We start from the raw sequence: 14510 nt of genomic DNA on the forward strand, positions 1-14510 counted from the left end.
GGGGGAGGGGGGGGGGGGGGGCGTGGTGGTGGGGGGGGGGGGGGGGGTGTTGGGGGGGGGGGGGGGGGTGTGGGGGGGGGGGGGGGGGGGGGGGGGGGTTGCCCCCCCCCCCCCCCCCGCAGATCACTTGCCGATGGCCTTGAGCACGGCCTCGCCCAGGCCCGCCGGGCTGTCGGCGACCACGAAGCCCGCGGACTTCATGGCCTCGATCTTGTCCTCGGCGCCGCCCTTGCCGCCGGAGATGATGGCGCCCGCGTGGCCCATGCGGCGGCCCGGAGGGGCGGTGCGGCCGGCGATGAAGCCCGCGATCGGCTTGGAGCGGCCGCGCTTCGCCTCGTCCTTGATGAACTGGGCGGCCTCTTCCTCGGCCGAGCCGCCGATCTCGCCGATCATGATGATCGACTCGGTCTCGTCATCGGCCAGCAGCCATTCCAGGGCGTCGATGTGCTCGGTGCCCTTGATCGGGTCGCCGCCGATGCCGATGCAGGTCGACTGGCCGAGGCCCGCGGCGGTGGTCTGGGCGACCGCCTCGTAGGTCAGGGTGCCGGAGCGGGAGACGACGCCCACCGAGCCGCGCTTGTGGATGTGGCCGGGCATGATGCCGATCTTGCACGCGTCCGGGGTGATCACGCCGGGGCAGTTCGGGCCGATCAGGATCGACGAGGAGTTCTGCAGCGTGCGCTTGACCTTCATCATGTCGAGGACGGGGATGCCCTCGGTGATGCAGACGATCAGCGGCACCTCGGCGTCGATGGCTTCCATGATCGAGTCGGCCGCGAAGGGCGGCGGGACGTAGATGACCGACGCGTTGGCGCCGGTCGCCTCGACCGCCTCGCCGACGGTGTCGAAGACGGGCAGGCCGATATGGGTCATGCCGCCTTTGCCGGGCGTCACGCCGCCGACCATCTTGGTGCCGTAGGCGATCGCCTGCTCGGTGTGGAAGGTGCCCTGGGAGCCGGTGAGGCCCTGGCAGATCACCTTGGTGTTTTCGTCGACGAGAACGGCCATTGGTTTGCTCCGTTTCCTTTGGATTTCGGGGGCGCGCGCGGTGGTCAGCGCGGCTGGGTGTCGGTGACGAGCCTGAGGACGACCAGGCCCTTTCGATTGCTGTAGCTGAAGCCGATCCGGCGGCCGTCGAGGTCGAACTGGTGGTCGCCGAGGGCGCCGCCGTCCATCCCGAAGCGCTGGGAAGAGGTGACGGGCCGCGCGGAGGCGCCATGCTCGGCCGCGAAGGCCTGGAACTCGGCCAGGCCCGCGGTCTCGGCGCGGCTCATCGCCTGCCGAACGCTCATCGGCGGCAGGTACCTGGGGCCCTTGTTCGGGATGACGGCGCAGACGAGCCGGTCGCCTTGGCCCACCTGCACCTCGCCCCCGTTGGGCAGCGAGGGCATGAAGCTGCCGATCGGATAGACGCGGTATTCCTCGGCGCCCGACAGCCGGGTCATGAGAGATGTCGGGTCCTTGACCGTCAGGGCGCCGCCTCCGGCCATCCGGTCGACGGCTTCCATGTCGCCTTCGACCATCGCCTGGCCGCAGACCTTGCGCATCACGACGGGGGCGGCGTCGAGGTGGGTCACGCCCCGGGCCCATTCGGCGGAGCGGTCGGCGCCGGAGGAGCCGCAGGCGGCCAGCGCCAGCCCGGCCAGCGCCAGCGCGCCGAGGGTGAACGCGCCGCGCATGATCCGCGCGCTGCGGCGGTCCATCATCATGTCGTCGGCATGGGCCATGGTCTTCGCGTCTCTTCCCCGGGGCCGGGCCCCAAATTCCTCTCGGGCCTGCGCCCGTTGTCGTTCAGCCTGCCAGCGCGCGCCGCGCGTCCTGCCAGGCGGGCCGCACCTGCGCGGCCCAGTTGTCGCGCGCGAAGGCGGCGACCCCCGGCCCGTAGGCCCCGGCCATCTCGGCCCCGCGCCGCACCAGGTCCGGCGGCAGGTCCATCAGCCAGTCCCGCGCCGCCGCCGAAACCTCGGCGAAGGGGCGGGGCGTCGGCGCGTCGAGGATCGCGTGGATCCGGTCGGCGTCGATCATCCGTGCGGCCTCCGCCTCGACCGCTTCCAGCGGCGGACGCGCGCGCCCGAGGCGCTTGGCCCCGATCGCGTCGGCCTCGGCGAACCCGGCTTCCTCGGGCTCGAACCGCTCGCCGGGGGCGAGGAAGTCCAGCACCGCGGCGGCCGTTCCCGCCTGGTCCCGCTTCGTCGCGCTGTGCGGCACGGTCAGGAAGCTCCCTTCCGTGGCCAGCATCCGCGCGATGCAGACCGGCGCCTCGAGGATCCCGAACAGGCCCCGCAGCTGCGGTCGCCAGTGATCGTTCGGGTTCAGCGCGCGGTCCGTGTAGCTCTGCGCGACCTCCTCGGGGCGGCGCCAGCAGAAGACGGCCCGTCCCGAGGGGATCCCCGCCATCACCCGCGGCAGGCGCAGGTAGTAGCGGGGGGTCTTGGCGCCCCAGAGGCGGATCGGCGGCTGTTTTCCGCCGATGAAACGCGCCAGGTTCCGTTTCCGGTTCGCCTCGCCGCCCCAGGGGGCGTCGAACAGGGCGTCGGGGAACACCAGGCCGGCGTGCTTCAGCTCCGGGTCGAAACGCTCATGCAGGCAGATGACGCCTGCATGGGCGTTGAGGTATCGCGCGACCGCCGTGGTGCCCGAGCGGGGAACGCCGAACACCGCGAAGTCGAGCGGCCGGGCGGGCTGGCCGGCGAAGCGGGTCCGAAGATCCGCGACCGCCGCGTCCAGCTCCGCCCCGCCGGGCATCAGCCCTTGACCGCTTTCACGATCTTCTGGGCGGCGTCCGAGAGGTTGTCGGCCGAGATGACGTTCAGGCCGCTCTCGTCGATGATCTTCTTGCCCAGCTCGACGTTCGTGCCCTCGAGGCGCACGACCAGCGGCACCTGCAGGCCGACGGCCTGGACCGCGGCGATCACGCCCTCGGCGATCACGTCGCAGCGCATGATGCCGCCGAAGATGTTCACCAGGATGCCCTTCACGTTCGGGTCCGAGGTGATGATCTTGAACGCCTCGGTGACCTTCTCCTTGGTCGCGCCGCCGCCCACGTCGAGGAAGTTGGCCGGCTCCGAGCCGTAGAGTTTGATGATGTCCATGGTGGCCATCGCCAGGCCCGCGCCGTTGACCATGCAGCCGATCTCGCCGTCCAGCGCGATGTAGTTCAGGTCATACTTGGAGGCCTCGAGCTCCTTCGGGTCCTCTTCCGTCTCGTCGCGCATCGAAAGCACGGCGGACTGGCGGTAGAGGGCGTTGGAGTCGAAGTTCATCTTGCAGTCGAGGCAGCGGATGTGCCCGTCGGTCTTGACGATCAGCGGGTTGATCTCGAGCAGCGAGACGTCCTTCTCGATGAACAGGGTGTAGAGCTGGCCGACCAGCTTCACGCACTCCTTGAAGGCGACGCCCGACAGGCCGAGGGCCTTGGCGACCTTGCGGCCGTGGAAGGGCTGGATGCCGGTGGCCGGGTCGACCGAGAAGGTGATGATCTTCTCGGGGGTCGAGGCGGCGACCTCCTCGATGTCCATGCCGCCCTCGGTGGAGGCGATGAAGGACACGCGGGAGGTCTCGCGGTCGACCAGCAGGGCCAGGTACAGCTCGGTCTCGATGTCCGCGCCGTCCTCGATGTAGATGCGGTTGACCTGCTTGCCCTCGGCGCCCGACTGGTGGGTCACCAGGGTGCGGCCCAGCATCTTCTGCGTCTCTTCAGCCGCTTCCTCGACCGACTTGGCGAGGCGCACGCCGCCCTTTTCGCCGGCGGCCTCTTCCTTGAACTTGCCCTTGCCGCGCCCGCCGGCGTGGATCTGGGCCTTGACCACCCAGAGGGGGCCGTCGAGCGAGGACGCGGCGGTCTTCGCCTCTTCGCCCTTCATCACGGCGACGCCGTCGGCGACGGGGCAGCCATATTCCTTGAGAAGCTGCTTGGCCTGGTACTCGTGGATGTTCATGCCTTGCGTCCTTTCGCCGACGTGTCGGTCATCGCCCGGCCCGGGAGCCTGCGCGGACGCGCGGCCGACCGGGCCCTTCACTTGCGGCGGACGGGAGAGCCCCGCCCGAGGTCGACGCCGTGTTTAACGGGAATCGGACGCTCGCTCCAAACGCGAGATGACGCAGGCGCATAAAAAGCGACATATGTGATCACACGCAAAATTCGTGTGATCACATATGGCGGGATGCTGCGATGCAATAATCGCATGGCGGTGATTCGCCGCCCCGCGGGGCCGTTTCGGCCCGATACGGGGCGGCGAAGGCCCCCGCGCCCGGCGTGGCGGCGCCGGGGCGGGGGCGTGGCGGGGGCGCGACGCGGTCAGGCGGCTTCCATGGCGAAGGGCGCGAAGACGGCGTCGAGCGGCGCCTGGGCGATGTGCTGGGTGTAGTTGCTCATCACCTTCTGGGTGACGATCAGCAGCACGTCCATCAGGGCGCGCGCGTCGTAGCCGGCGGCGAAGAACGCCTCGGTCGCGCCCGCCGGGACATGGCCGCGGCCGCGCACGACCGAGAGGGTGAAGGCGCGCAGGGCGTCGAGCTTCGCGTCGGCCAGCGGGGCGCCCCCGCGCAGCGCGGCGTCGAGGGCGCCGTCCACGCCGCCCATCTTGCCCATCGCCGAGTGGGCGGCGAGGCAGTAGGCGCAGCCATGCTCGAGGTTCACCGCCTGCTGGACCACCTGTTTCTCGGCGGCGGAGAAGGCGGCGGCGTCGACCAGCCCGCTGATCGCGAGATAGGCGTCGAGCGCCTGGGGCGAGTTGGACATGGCCTTCATCAGGTTCGGGACGGCGCCGTAGGCGGCGGCGACCTTGGCGAGGGTCGGCCGGGCGGCCTCGGGGGCGTCGGCGGTCTCGAGGGCGGGCAGGGCGGTCATGGTCGGTCTCCAATCCATCAGGCGCGGGATGCGCCGTCGATGGGGGGAAGGTGGAGGTTGTGGAGCGGTTGCTCAAGAACATATTGAGCGATCGCTCAAGAACGTGACCGGGGATCACGCCCGCGTGGCGGCGTCTGGCGCCGGGGGGCGCGAGGGCCTAGGCTCCCGCATCATGGCGAGACCTTTGACGCATGACCGGGACGAGGCGCTGGACCGCGCGGTGACGCTGTTCTGGCGCAAGGGCTTCCACGCGACCTCCCTCAAGGACATCGAGGCGGCGCTGGGGATGCGCCCGGGCAGCATCTACGCGGCCTTCGGCAGCAAGGACGGCCTCTACCGCGCGGCGCAGGAGCGGTACGCGCGGCGGATGGGCGAGGCGCTGCGGGCGAAGGTGGCGGAGGGCGCGGACCCGCTGGCCGGGCTGGCGGCGTTCCTGCGCGGGATGGGCGGGCCGGAGCAGGCGGATGCGCCGTCGCGGGCCTGCATGCTGGTCAAGTCGATCCTGGAGATGACGGACGAGGGCTGCCCGGCGCGGGCCGAGGCGGAGGCGCTCCTGACGGCGATGGAGACGGAGATCGGCGCGGTGTTCGCGGCGGCGCAGGCGCAGGGCCTGGTGGCGGCGGAGGCGGACCCGAAGCTTCTGGCGGCGATGGTTCAGATGGAACTGATCGGGCTGCGGGCCTACGCGGCGCGGGCGGATGCGCCGGTCGCCGTCCCGGCGCTGGCAGAGGCGCTGGCGCGGCGGGTGGAAGCGCTGCGGGTTCCGGGGGCGGCCCGGGCGGGCTGAGGGACGGGGGCGCGCGGTTCGGGGGTGCGGCCGCGCTCGGGGGGGACGCGCCCCCCGCTCGCGCGGCCGCCCGGCGCGTCGCGCCGGAGGCGCGCCACTCAAAGGGTCTGCCGGAGGCGCGCCACAGAAAGGGCCTGCCGGAGGCGCGCCACAGAAAGGGTACGCCGGAGGCGCGCTGCGGAGGAGTTTCGCCGGAGGCGCGCCGCTTAAAGGGTCCGCCGAAGGTCCGCCACTGAAAAGCGCTGCCGGGGACGTGCCGCGGGAAGGTCCCGCCGGGGCGCGCTGCGAAAGAGTCCGCCGGGAGACCGCTGACCGCGGGCCGCGCCGGGGACGCTCAGCGCCCCAGCTTCTCGTGGATGAAATCGAGGTCGATGGGCCGGACCGGCGGCCCGTCCCCGGGATCGGTGTCATAGCCGAACAGCCGGAAATCGCGCCGGTACACGTCCTGCACGATGAAGGTGGAGAGGTCGTCGAAGAAATCCTCCAGCGGGTGTTCGCGCCGTCGCCCGCCCGCCGCGCCCTCGTTGAACCGGGGCAGGGCGTCGAGCGCGGGGGGATCGGAGAGGGGGGCGAGGGCGTAGACCTGCTCGAGCCCCTCGGTCAGCTTCTCCATCGGCGCGATCAGCGCATAGCGCCCGCCGCCGCGGATGATGGTGCCGACATGGCCGGCCTGCGCCGACCAGTGGATGTCGGGGTCCATCGGCTTGCGCATGCGGATGGTGTCGCGCACGAACAGAAGGAAGCGGCGGAAGGCGCGGACCTGGTCGAAATCCTCCGCCTCCGGGTCGATGCCGTATTTCGCCAGCGCCTCGGGCAAGGTTCCCGCGCGGTACCGCCGCCCGTTGCGCTGGATGCCCGCCACCTTGTCGAAAAAGGCCGACAGCACCCGCGCATAGGGGTTGCGCACGAAGGTGAAGACCGGGGCGCGGCCCTGCTCGATGGTCTCGGCGATGCGCGGGCGCGCATCCTCCTGGTTCCATTTCAGGATCCCCGCCTCGGCGTCGTGGATGTCGCCGTCATACCAGCGGCCGTGGTCGGCATGGTGCAGCACCTGCCCGATGGTCGAGCACGCCGCCTTCGGCACCACGCGATAGACCAGCGCGCCGCTCTCGCTCATCCAGCTGCCGGGGAATCCCATGCCAGCGCCTCCTTCATCCTGTCGGGCCGGATTTTCGGCGTCCTTGGTCAATTCTTAGTAAATGGCGCCGATCCTGCCCCCCGACGATGCAAGCTGGACGGAGGCGGCCATGGGGCGCTGCGTGCATCTGCTGCTGTGCCATGACGCGGCGGCGGATCTGCGCGACAAGATCGCGGCGTACCGGGAGGCGGGGGACCGCGTCGCGGTGCACGTGGACGCGCGCGCCGCCCCGGTGCTCCGGGCGCTTCGGGACGCGTTCGGGCGGGATGACGGGGTGGCCTTCGCGCCCTCGCGCCGCTGCGGCTGGGGGGAATGGTCGCTGGTCGCGGCCTCGCTCGACCTGCTGCGGCTGGGGCTGGCGCGCTTCGCGGACGCCACCCATTTCGCCCTGCAATCCGCCGATTGCTACCCGACGGTCCCGGCGGCCGTCTTCCGCGCCGCGCTGGCGCCTTCCGACCGCGACTGGGTCGAGGCGCAGGACTATTTTCGCTCCGGCTGGATCAAGACCGGCCTGCGGGAGGAACGCCTGATCTACCGCCACTACGTGAACGAGCGGGCGCATCCCAAGCTGTTCTACGCCATGGTCCGCGCGCAGCGGCGGCTGGGGCTGGCGCGCCCGCTGCCGCGGGACCTGCCGATGCGCATCGGCTCGCAATGGGTGCTGCTGCGGCGGGCGACGGCCGAGGGGATGCTGGACCTCTTCGATGCGCGCCCGGATCTCGGGCGGTTCTTCCGCCGGGTCTGGATCCCGGATGAGTGCTGCCTGCAGACCCTCGCCGCCGCCGTGGCGCCGGGGGCGGAGCTGACCGGCGCCCCGCCCACGCGGCTGGCGTTCAGCGATTACGGCCAGCCCGTCGTGTTCCACGCGGCGCATGAGGGGCTGCTGCGGGGCCGGGACGACCGCTTCTTCGCACGCAAGATCGCCCGCGGCGACGGGGCGTTCCGGCGGCGGCTGCTCTCGGTCTGGCGCGGGGTGGGAGAGCCCGCCTGGGCGCCCGCCGCCCTCGGGGCCCCGGCGCGCGGCGCGCTGGTCGGGGCGGGCGCCGGGGCGGAGGCGCCGCCGTCGCCGCCGCCGCGCGTGGTCGAGCCCCCGCAGGGCCCCGACCCGGTCGAGGTCTACCGCAAGCTGCGCCTGCGCGGCCGGGCGGGCGCGCGCTCCGGCCCCCGCCCGTGGGAGCGTCACGGCGCCCTCGGCCCCGGCCGGGACGCGGTGGCGGTGATCTGCAAGAAATGGCACCTGGCGGCCGAGGGGGCGGAGGCGGTGGGCGCCGCGCTGGGCCTGCCCGCCTTCGGCCCGCTGTTCGACGACGCCGCCCCGGCGCAGGCGCTGGGCCGGGACGGCGCGGCGCGGGACGCGGGGGCCGGGCTCGGCGGTCTCGACGCGGGGATGGAGAAACGGCGGCGCAGGCCGGGGCTGCTGCTCGCCGCCATCGCCGAGGCGGCGGGGAGCGAGGGCGCGGTCTTCGCGCTGGACCCCGCCCGCGCCGCGGTGCTCGGGGCGCTGGCGGCGGATGGCGCGCGGCTGACGGCGATCGAGCTGCAGGCGCCCTGTTCCGACGACTACCTGCTGGGCCACGCGGCGCGGATCGGCCTCTGGTCCGGGCCGCCCCCGCCGCCGCCGCTGCGCGAGGAGCTGTTGCGCACGCTGCGGGCCGAGCTGGAGGGGGAGAGCCGGGCGCTGGCGGGCCTCGGCCTGCCGCGCCTCGCCCGCGCGGCGCCGGGGCGGGCGGGGCGGCTGGCGCCGGAGCTGGGCGCGGCGCTGCACCTGCCCGAGGCGCGGGCGCAGGCGCTGGCCGAGGCGCTCTGCGGCCTGGTCTGACGGGCCGCCGGGCGCGAGGGGCCGGAGCTGACGCAGCGGCCAGGCCGCGGGGGCGGGCCGCTGGATGGCGCAGGTCTGCGTGGCGGCGCCGCGCGGGCAGGGCGGGTGTGCGGGGATGGGCGCGCGCCTGCCCGGGCGAAGGGGCGATGGCGCGTGGGAATGCGGGTGTGGCCTGTCATCCTGGCGCCGGGCCCGACCCCGGCCCCGGGTGCTGACCGTGGGTCGTGCCACGGCGGGACCGCGTCTCCCGCCGGATCGCCTCCCCTGCGCGCCGGCGGTGCGTGAGGATGTCAGTCCAAACGCGGCTCGATCCCTGGCCCGGGCTGGTCCAGCTGGCATGGACCCCGGCGCGGCCCAAGGATGATCGGCGCACCATCCGCCACGCGCCCCCGGCGCGACGTCCAGCATGCGCGCCCCCGGCGCGGCGTCTGACCAGCGCGCCTCCGGCGCACCACCCGCCGCGCGCCCCCGGCGCGACGCGCCGGGCGGCCGCGCGAGCGGGGGGCGCGCCCCCCCCCCCCCGAGCGTGGCCGCTCCCCCCTCAGCCGCTGTCCGCCCAGTCCGCGAGGCCCTTCGCCCCCGCCTCCGACAACGCATAGACCCCGGTCGAGACCTTCTCGAACCAGCCGTAATGGTTGTCGCGCATCAGCGTCGTCGCCCGCGCCACGCCCGTCCCCGCCGCCACCAGCGCGCCCTTCTGCGCGCCGTGCTCGGCCAGCCAGCGCGCGCAGGCCAGCGCGTCCTGCCGATACGCCGTCACGATCCCGTGCCGGGTGGCCCCGCCCCGGTTCGGATCGCCGCGCAGCCCGGCGAACTCCTTCTCCAGCCGCGCCCGCCGCCGCCTGTTGCGCCGCGGCGCATACGGCCCCGGGTCGCACTGCACCTCGACCCGCCCGTCATCCCGCACCGTCAGGAAGCCCAGCCCCAGCCGCCGGCACAGCGAAAGATTGTCCTTCAGCGCCCGCCGCGCCGTCTTCCCCGAGGGCCGCGGCACCGCGATATACACCCGCTCCGACACCGCCAGCCGCGCCACCGCCTGGTGATAGAGCGCCAGCGCGATGCGCAGCTTCAGCTCCACGATCACCGGCTCCTCTTCGCCGCGCATCGCCACCATGTCCGCCGCGCCGACCTCGCCCTTCACCTCGAAGCCCAGCCCCTCGAGATGCCGCTTCACCGGCGCATACAGATCGCTTTCCCGTTCCATCCCGCGATCATGCCCGCCTGCGCCGCGTTGTCCACGGCGGCGCGCTTGTCCGCCGCCCCCGCGCTCTGTAACCCTGTCGGGGACACGTTCCTTCCCCGCGGATGCCGGAGCCCCCATGTCCTACGCCTATGACGACCAGAACATCTTCGCCAAGATCCTGCGCGGCGAGATCCCCAACAAGACGGTGCTGGAGACCGAGCATTCCCTCGCCTTCCACGACATCGCCCCGCAGGCCCCGACCCATATCCTGGTGATCCCCAAAGGGCCTTACGTGACCTATGACCACTTCGCCGCCGAGGCCTCGGCCGAGGAGATCGTGGATTTCACCCGCGCGGTGGGCGAGGTGTCGAAGATGTGCGGCCACGCGCAGGCCGCGGGCGGAGACGGCTACCGGATCCTGTCCAATGCCGGGCCGGATGCGCACCAGGAGGTGCCGCATCTGCATATCCACGTCTTCGGCGGCGCCTTCCTCGGGCGGATGATCAAGGTGCCCGAGCCGCGCTGAGCGCGGCGACCGACCAGGGGCCTGCCGCGCTGAGCGCGCGCCGCACACCATATATATAGAGAGAGCGCGAGGCGCGGCGCGGGCGGGGGCGGACCCCGCCCGCGCCGTTCCCGTTCAGGGCCGCCCGGCGGCCCCGAGGATCATCGGCGGCGCCGTCTCGCGCAGCAGCTTGCGGCGCAGGACCTCCGGGAAATCGGCGAAACCGCCCCGCGCCTCCATCACGAAGGCGCCCGGACCATGGATGACGTGGTCGCGGTAATAGGCGGCCGGGTCCGGGTCCGCCCCGCGGATCGCCAGCCCGTTCACCGTGATCCCCCGCAGCGCCGGGGCGCGCCGCACCGCCCCGGGCGGCTCGGCCTCGTTGCCGGCGCCGTCGCCCGACAGGTCCAGCACCCGGCGCGCGCAGGGCTCGGGCGCCGCGGCGAGCTGCGCCGCGCCGAAGCGCATCGCGACCCCGAGCGCGGTGGAGAGGGTGTCATAGGGCCGCCGATGCGCCGCCATGCGCGCGGCGACGGCGTCGAGATCGGCCCCGGTGTCGATCGGGGTCCAGGGCAGGGCCATGTCCTGCTGCTGCCAGCCCGACCATTCGAACACGGTCAGCCAGACCCGCCCGGGCCGGCCCAGGAAGGCCGCGCGCACCTCCGGGTTCAGCAGCGCCGACACCAGCCCGCCCTTCTGGATCGCGTATTCCGCCGGGTCGACCGAGGCGGAGATGTCGAACCCGAGCGCCAGCGCCAGCCGGCAACCCTCGGCCCGTGCCGGTGCGGGGGGAAGGAGAAGGGACAGGGCCAGCGTCGCGGCGGCGGCGGCGCGCCGTGCCCCCGCCCGCGGCGTCATCGCGCGTCGCCGATCACCAGCGCCGGGCGCACCTCGCGCAGAAGCTTCAGGCGCATGGCGCGGGCGAAATCGCTGTAATCCTCGGCCACCTCGGTGAAGGCCTCGGGGCCGTGCAGCACCTCGTCGCGGAAATAGCGCATCAGCGAGGGCCGCGTGGTCCCGCCGACCACCAGCGCGTTCACGGTGATGCCGTTGAAGTTGAAGGCGCGGTAGGCGTGGCGCGGCTCGAACCCGTCATTGTTCTTGCCGTCCCCGGCCATGTCGATGGTGCGCTTGCGGCAGTCCGGCGCCCGGGCCAGCAGCGTGGCCCCGTAGCCGAGCGCATAGCCGAGCGCGGTGGGGAAATCGGCATGGGACCGGGGCGCCGCGCGCACCCGCGCGGCCAGCGCCTGGATGGCGGGCACCCCGTCCATCAGCGCCCAGTCGGCGATCAGCGCCTGTTGCCGCCGCCCCGACCATTCGTAGACGGCGATGGCGACGTAGCCGTCCGGCCCCGGGGCCAGCAGCGCCTCGACCACCGAGGGGTCGAGCAGCGCGTCGGCCAGCCCGTCGGCCTGCAGCCGGTGCTCGGCCGCGTCGACCGACGAGGAGACGTCGAGCGCCATCGCCAGCGCCAGCCGGCACGCGCCGGTCTGCGCGACGGTCTGCGCCTGCGCGAGCGGCCCGGCGCCCGCGGCCCAGAGGCCGCAGGCCAGCGCCAGGCCCAGCCTCGGGCCCCGGCGGGCCGCCCTGCGCAGGCGCCCCGTCACCAGTGGCCCGTGTTGGGCATCGAGGCCCAGGGCTCGGCCGGCTCCAGCGCGTCGCCCATCTGCAGAAGCTCCACCGACACGCCGTCGGGGCTGCGCACGAAGGCCATGCGCCCGTCGCGCGGGGGCCGGTTGATGGTCACGCCGCCGTCCTGGAGTTTCTGGCAGGCGGCGTAGATGTCCTCGACCGCGTAGGCGAGGTGGCCGAAGTTGCGGCCCTCGCCGTATTCCTCGTCCGAGTCCCAGTTATAGGTCAGCTCGACCTGCGCCTCTTCCTGCCCCGGGGGGGCGAGGAAGACCAGCGTGGCCTTGGCGGCCTCCAGGTCCTTGCGGTGCAGCTCCACCAGGCCCAGCAGGTCGCAGTAGAATTTCTTGGATTCCTCGATGTCCTTCACGCGGACCATCGTGTGCAGGTAGCGGATCTTCAAACCGGCTCTCCATTCGTCATCGCGGCGCCGGAAGGGCGCCCTTCGACCGGGGGATGATGGGGCGGCTTGGCGGTCCTGTCGAGGGCGAGGGCGAAAACCCCCGCGGCGAACCCGGGCGGCGGCGAACCGTCCCGCCCCAGCCCGTTGCCCCGGCGACTCGACCCCTTTACAGATGCTTTCCGAATATGCGCTCCCGCGCGCGGGGCCACGGAGGATGCCGCGATGACCGTTTCCCAGGACCAGCAGGCCCAGATCGACGAAGCGCGGGCGCAGCGGGCCGAAACCCGCCGCCCGGTCGCGCCGGGGCTGGAGGAGCGGCTCTACACCGCCGTTCCGGTGCTGGACCACGGCTTCGTGCGCGTCGTCGACTACATGGGCGACGACGCCGCCATCGTGCAGGCGGCCCGCGTCTCCTACGGCGCCGGCACCCGCAAGGCCCGCGACGACCGCGGGCTGATCCGCTACCTGATGCGCCACTGGCACTCGACCCCGTTCGAGATGTGCGAGCTCAAGCTCCACGTGAAGCTGCCGATCTTCGTGGCCCGCCAGTGGATCCGCCACCGCACCGCCAACGTCAACGAGTACTCGGCCCGCTACTCCATCCTCGACCGCGAATTCTACACCCCCGCGCCGGACCAGCTGGCCGCGCAGGCGGTGAACAACCGCCAGGGCCGCGGCGCGGTGCTGGAGGGACGGGAGGCCGAGGAGGCGCTGCGGATGCTCAAATCCGAAGCCTCGCGCGCCTTCGACACCTACGAGACGCTGCTGGCCGAGGGCGACGAGAGCCGCGACGGCCTTGCGCGCGAACTGGCCCGCGCCGTGCTCCCCGCCTCGACCTACACCCAGTGGTACTGGAAGGTGGACCTGCACAACCTGTTCCACTTCCTGCGCCTGCGCGCCGATCCCCATGCGCAGTACGAGATCCGCGTCTATGCCGAGGCGATGTGCGAGATCGTCAAGGACTGGGTCCCCGCCGCCTACGAGGCGTTCGAGGATTACCGCCTCGGCGGCGTGCAGATGTCCGGCGCCGCCATGGCCTGCCTGCGCCGGATGCTGGCGGGCGAGGAGGTCACCCAGGAAAGCTCGGGGATGAGCGCGGGCGAGTGGCGCGAATTCCAGGCCGCGCTGGCCGGCTGAACACAGCGGACGAGGAGAGCGTCATGAGCGCCGTCGACTATACCGTGGTGCTGACGAGCTGCGGGCGGTTCGACCTGCTCGTGCGCACCATCCGCAGCTTCCTCGCCCATGCCGACATCCCCCCGGCCCGGTTCCTCGTCATCGAGGACAGCGGGAACGAGGCCGTCCGCGCCGCGCTGGCGCAGGTGGACGCGCCGATCGAGGTGATCGTCAACTCGCCCCAGCTCGGGCAGATGAAGTCCATCGACAAGGCCTACGCCACGGTGGACACCCCCCTGATCTTCCATTGCGAGGATGACTGGGAGTTCTTCCGCTCCGGCTTCATCGCCGAGAGCGCGGAGGTCCTGGCCGCCCGCCCCGATGTCAGCATGGTCGGCCTGCGCCCGCGCGCCGAGCTGAACCCGCGGGTACGCGAGCTTCCGGCCGAGCGGCTGGAGAGCGGCCTCTCCTACATCCCCTTCGATCCCGGCCTGCACCCGGAATATTTCTCCTACTCCTTCAACCCGGGCCTGCGGCGCACGGCCGAGGCGAAGCGCTTCATGCCCTTCGATCCGCGGGGCGGGGAGGAGGACGTCTCCTGGGCGTTCAAGCAGGAGGGGTTCCGCATCGCGACTCTCGAGTCGCCCGCCGTGCGCCATATCGGCGATGAGCGGCACGTGGACGACCCGACCAAGCGAAAGAAGCCGAAAACCGTGCTGGAGCGACTCGCGCGGTCGACCCGAAAGCGGTGGAAGCGCCTGCGCCGGATGGTCGGCGGCGCGTAGGGCCTCGAGGGGGCGCCTTGCAAGGCGCTGTAATCGCGGGAAAATTTCGGGCGCTGCGAGAATCTTCGCCGGATCCGCATTTTTCCTGTTGCAGCCCCCGAGCCCGATCCATATACACCGCTCCACCGACGGGGCGACGCTCCGACGGGCAACCAGACAGGGACGGGCGGAACGGCCTGCTACGGCAGGAACCGGATCGTTTGTCCCAGAAGACTGGCGACGCTGTTTGACAAGATGGATGGAAGGGACATGCGGGCGGTCCGGTTTGTCGTAGATACGACGCGGACTTGAGCATG

The 14510-nt window shown here is 72.5% G+C and carries 15 protein-coding genes; 5 read left to right on the plus strand and 10 right to left on the minus strand.

What is annotated here, in order from left to right:
* Positions 1 to 123 precede the first annotated feature (123 nt).
* From sucD to ACQ5SO_RS20425, 5 genes are all read right to left on the minus strand, one after another.
* Positions 124 to 1008: a succinate--CoA ligase subunit alpha gene (gene sucD / locus ACQ5SO_RS20405; protein ID WP_430943499.1), complete on the minus strand. Its 885-nt coding sequence runs from the start codon at positions 1006 to 1008 to the stop codon at positions 124 to 126.
* 44 nt (positions 1009 to 1052) lie between these two features.
* Positions 1053 to 1727, minus strand: a complete 675-nt coding sequence (locus tag ACQ5SO_RS20410; RefSeq protein WP_430943500.1) for a hypothetical protein — start codon at positions 1725 to 1727, stop codon at positions 1053 to 1055.
* A gap of 64 nt (positions 1728 to 1791) precedes the next feature.
* On the minus strand, positions 1792 to 2745 hold the full coding sequence (locus ACQ5SO_RS20415) for a sulfotransferase (RefSeq protein WP_430943501.1): 954 nt from the start codon (positions 2743 to 2745) through the stop codon (positions 1792 to 1794).
* Positions 2745 to 3938, minus strand: coding sequence for an ADP-forming succinate--CoA ligase subunit beta (sucC, locus tag ACQ5SO_RS20420; protein WP_430943502.1), 1194 nt, complete (start codon positions 3936 to 3938; stop codon positions 2745 to 2747). The genes ACQ5SO_RS20415 and sucC overlap by 1 nt, the downstream gene beginning before the upstream one ends.
* Positions 3939 to 4297: 359 nt before the next feature.
* Positions 4298 to 4849: a carboxymuconolactone decarboxylase family protein gene (locus ACQ5SO_RS20425; RefSeq protein WP_430943503.1), complete on the minus strand. Its 552-nt coding sequence runs from the start codon at positions 4847 to 4849 to the stop codon at positions 4298 to 4300.
* Between the two features lie 172 nt (positions 4850 to 5021).
* On the opposite strand from ACQ5SO_RS20425, the gene ACQ5SO_RS20430 reads away from it, so the two are divergent.
* A complete protein-coding gene (locus ACQ5SO_RS20430) occupies positions 5022 to 5636 on the plus strand; it encodes a TetR/AcrR family transcriptional regulator (protein WP_430943504.1) in 615 nt (204 codons plus the stop codon).
* A gap of 334 nt (positions 5637 to 5970) precedes the next feature.
* Here the strand turns inward: ACQ5SO_RS20430 and ACQ5SO_RS20435 are convergent, their stop codons facing one another.
* A complete protein-coding gene (locus ACQ5SO_RS20435) occupies positions 5971 to 6774 on the minus strand; it encodes a sulfotransferase family protein (protein ID WP_430943505.1) in 804 nt (267 codons plus the stop codon).
* A 61-nt stretch (positions 6775 to 6835) separates the two neighbouring features.
* On the opposite strand from ACQ5SO_RS20435, the gene ACQ5SO_RS20440 reads away from it, so the two are divergent.
* Positions 6836 to 8593 carry a DUF5928 domain-containing protein gene (locus ACQ5SO_RS20440; protein ID WP_430943506.1) on the plus strand — a complete coding sequence of 586 codons (1758 nt, stop codon included), beginning with the start codon at positions 6836 to 6838 and terminating at the stop codon, positions 8591 to 8593.
* Positions 8594 to 9134: 541 nt separating this feature from the next.
* Here the strand turns inward: ACQ5SO_RS20440 and ACQ5SO_RS20445 are convergent.
* Positions 9135 to 9797, minus strand: a complete 663-nt coding sequence (locus tag ACQ5SO_RS20445; protein ID WP_430943507.1) for a DUF2161 domain-containing phosphodiesterase — start codon at positions 9795 to 9797, stop codon at positions 9135 to 9137.
* A gap of 115 nt (positions 9798 to 9912) precedes the next feature.
* Between ACQ5SO_RS20445 and ACQ5SO_RS20450 the strand changes: the two genes are divergently transcribed.
* Positions 9913 to 10302 carry an HIT domain-containing protein gene (locus ACQ5SO_RS20450; RefSeq protein ID WP_430943508.1) on the plus strand — a complete coding sequence of 130 codons (390 nt, stop codon included), beginning with the start codon at positions 9913 to 9915 and terminating at the stop codon, positions 10300 to 10302.
* Between the two features lie 114 nt (positions 10303 to 10416).
* Here the strand turns inward: ACQ5SO_RS20450 and ACQ5SO_RS20455 are convergent, their stop codons facing one another.
* The 3 genes from ACQ5SO_RS20455 to ACQ5SO_RS20465 are packed head-to-tail and all read right to left on the minus strand — an operon-like array spanning position 10417 to position 12313.
* Entirely contained in the window at positions 10417 to 11139 is a 723-nt protein-coding gene (locus tag ACQ5SO_RS20455) for a DUF1194 domain-containing protein (protein ID WP_430943509.1), read from the minus strand.
* The gene (locus ACQ5SO_RS20460) at positions 11136 to 11888 is read right to left on the minus strand and encodes a DUF1194 domain-containing protein (RefSeq protein WP_430943510.1); all 753 of its coding nucleotides are present in this window, start codon (positions 11886 to 11888) and stop codon (positions 11136 to 11138) included. Before ACQ5SO_RS20460 ends, ACQ5SO_RS20455 begins: the two co-directional genes overlap by 4 nt.
* Entirely contained in the window at positions 11885 to 12313 is a 429-nt protein-coding gene (locus ACQ5SO_RS20465) for a lactoylglutathione lyase (protein ID WP_430943511.1), read from the minus strand. Before ACQ5SO_RS20465 ends, ACQ5SO_RS20460 begins: the two co-directional genes overlap by 4 nt.
* A 222-nt stretch (positions 12314 to 12535) precedes the next feature.
* Between ACQ5SO_RS20465 and thyX the strand changes: the two genes are divergently transcribed.
* Positions 12536 to 13450: an FAD-dependent thymidylate synthase gene (gene thyX / locus ACQ5SO_RS20470; protein WP_430943512.1), complete on the plus strand. Its 915-nt coding sequence runs from the start codon at positions 12536 to 12538 to the stop codon at positions 13448 to 13450.
* 23 nt (positions 13451 to 13473) lie between these two features.
* A complete protein-coding gene (locus ACQ5SO_RS20475) occupies positions 13474 to 14214 on the plus strand; it encodes a hypothetical protein (RefSeq protein WP_430943513.1) in 741 nt (246 codons plus the stop codon).
* The last annotated feature ends 296 nt before the right edge of the window (positions 14215 to 14510 follow it).

It is taken from the genome of Rhodovulum sp. DZ06 (assembly GCF_050586345.1).
In the GTDB taxonomy this organism is placed as follows: Bacteria; Pseudomonadota; Alphaproteobacteria; order Rhodobacterales; family Rhodobacteraceae; genus JBOCEF01.

What these genes read in the sequence shown, in the direction of transcription:
- sucD (WP_430943499.1), bottom strand. Translation starts at nt 1,008, where the DNA reads ATGGCCGTTCTCGTCGACGAAAACACCAAGGTGATCTGCCAGGGCCTC.
- ACQ5SO_RS20410 (WP_430943500.1), bottom strand. Translation starts at nt 1,727, where the DNA reads ATGGCCCATGCCGACGACATGATGATGGACCGCCGCAGCGCGCGGATC.
- ACQ5SO_RS20415 (WP_430943501.1), bottom strand. Translation starts at nt 2,745, where the DNA reads ATGCCCGGCGGGGCGGAGCTGGACGCGGCGGTCGCGGATCTTCGGACC.
- sucC (WP_430943502.1), bottom strand. Translation starts at nt 3,938, where the DNA reads ATGAACATCCACGAGTACCAGGCCAAGCAGCTTCTCAAGGAATATGGC.
- ACQ5SO_RS20425 (WP_430943503.1), bottom strand. Translation starts at nt 4,849, where the DNA reads ATGACCGCCCTGCCCGCCCTCGAGACCGCCGACGCCCCCGAGGCCGCC.
- ACQ5SO_RS20430 (WP_430943504.1), top strand. Translation starts at nt 5,022, where the DNA reads ATGGCGAGACCTTTGACGCATGACCGGGACGAGGCGCTGGACCGCGCG.
- ACQ5SO_RS20435 (WP_430943505.1), bottom strand. Translation starts at nt 6,774, where the DNA reads ATGGGATTCCCCGGCAGCTGGATGAGCGAGAGCGGCGCGCTGGTCTAT.
- ACQ5SO_RS20440 (WP_430943506.1), top strand. Translation starts at nt 6,836, where the DNA reads ATGGCGCCGATCCTGCCCCCCGACGATGCAAGCTGGACGGAGGCGGCC.
- ACQ5SO_RS20445 (WP_430943507.1), bottom strand. Translation starts at nt 9,797, where the DNA reads ATGGAACGGGAAAGCGATCTGTATGCGCCGGTGAAGCGGCATCTCGAG.
- ACQ5SO_RS20450 (WP_430943508.1), top strand. Translation starts at nt 9,913, where the DNA reads ATGTCCTACGCCTATGACGACCAGAACATCTTCGCCAAGATCCTGCGC.
- ACQ5SO_RS20455 (WP_430943509.1), bottom strand. Translation starts at nt 11,139, where the DNA reads ATGACGCCGCGGGCGGGGGCACGGCGCGCCGCCGCCGCCGCGACGCTG.
- thyX (WP_430943512.1), top strand. Translation starts at nt 12,536, where the DNA reads ATGACCGTTTCCCAGGACCAGCAGGCCCAGATCGACGAAGCGCGGGCG.
- ACQ5SO_RS20475 (WP_430943513.1), top strand. Translation starts at nt 13,474, where the DNA reads ATGAGCGCCGTCGACTATACCGTGGTGCTGACGAGCTGCGGGCGGTTC.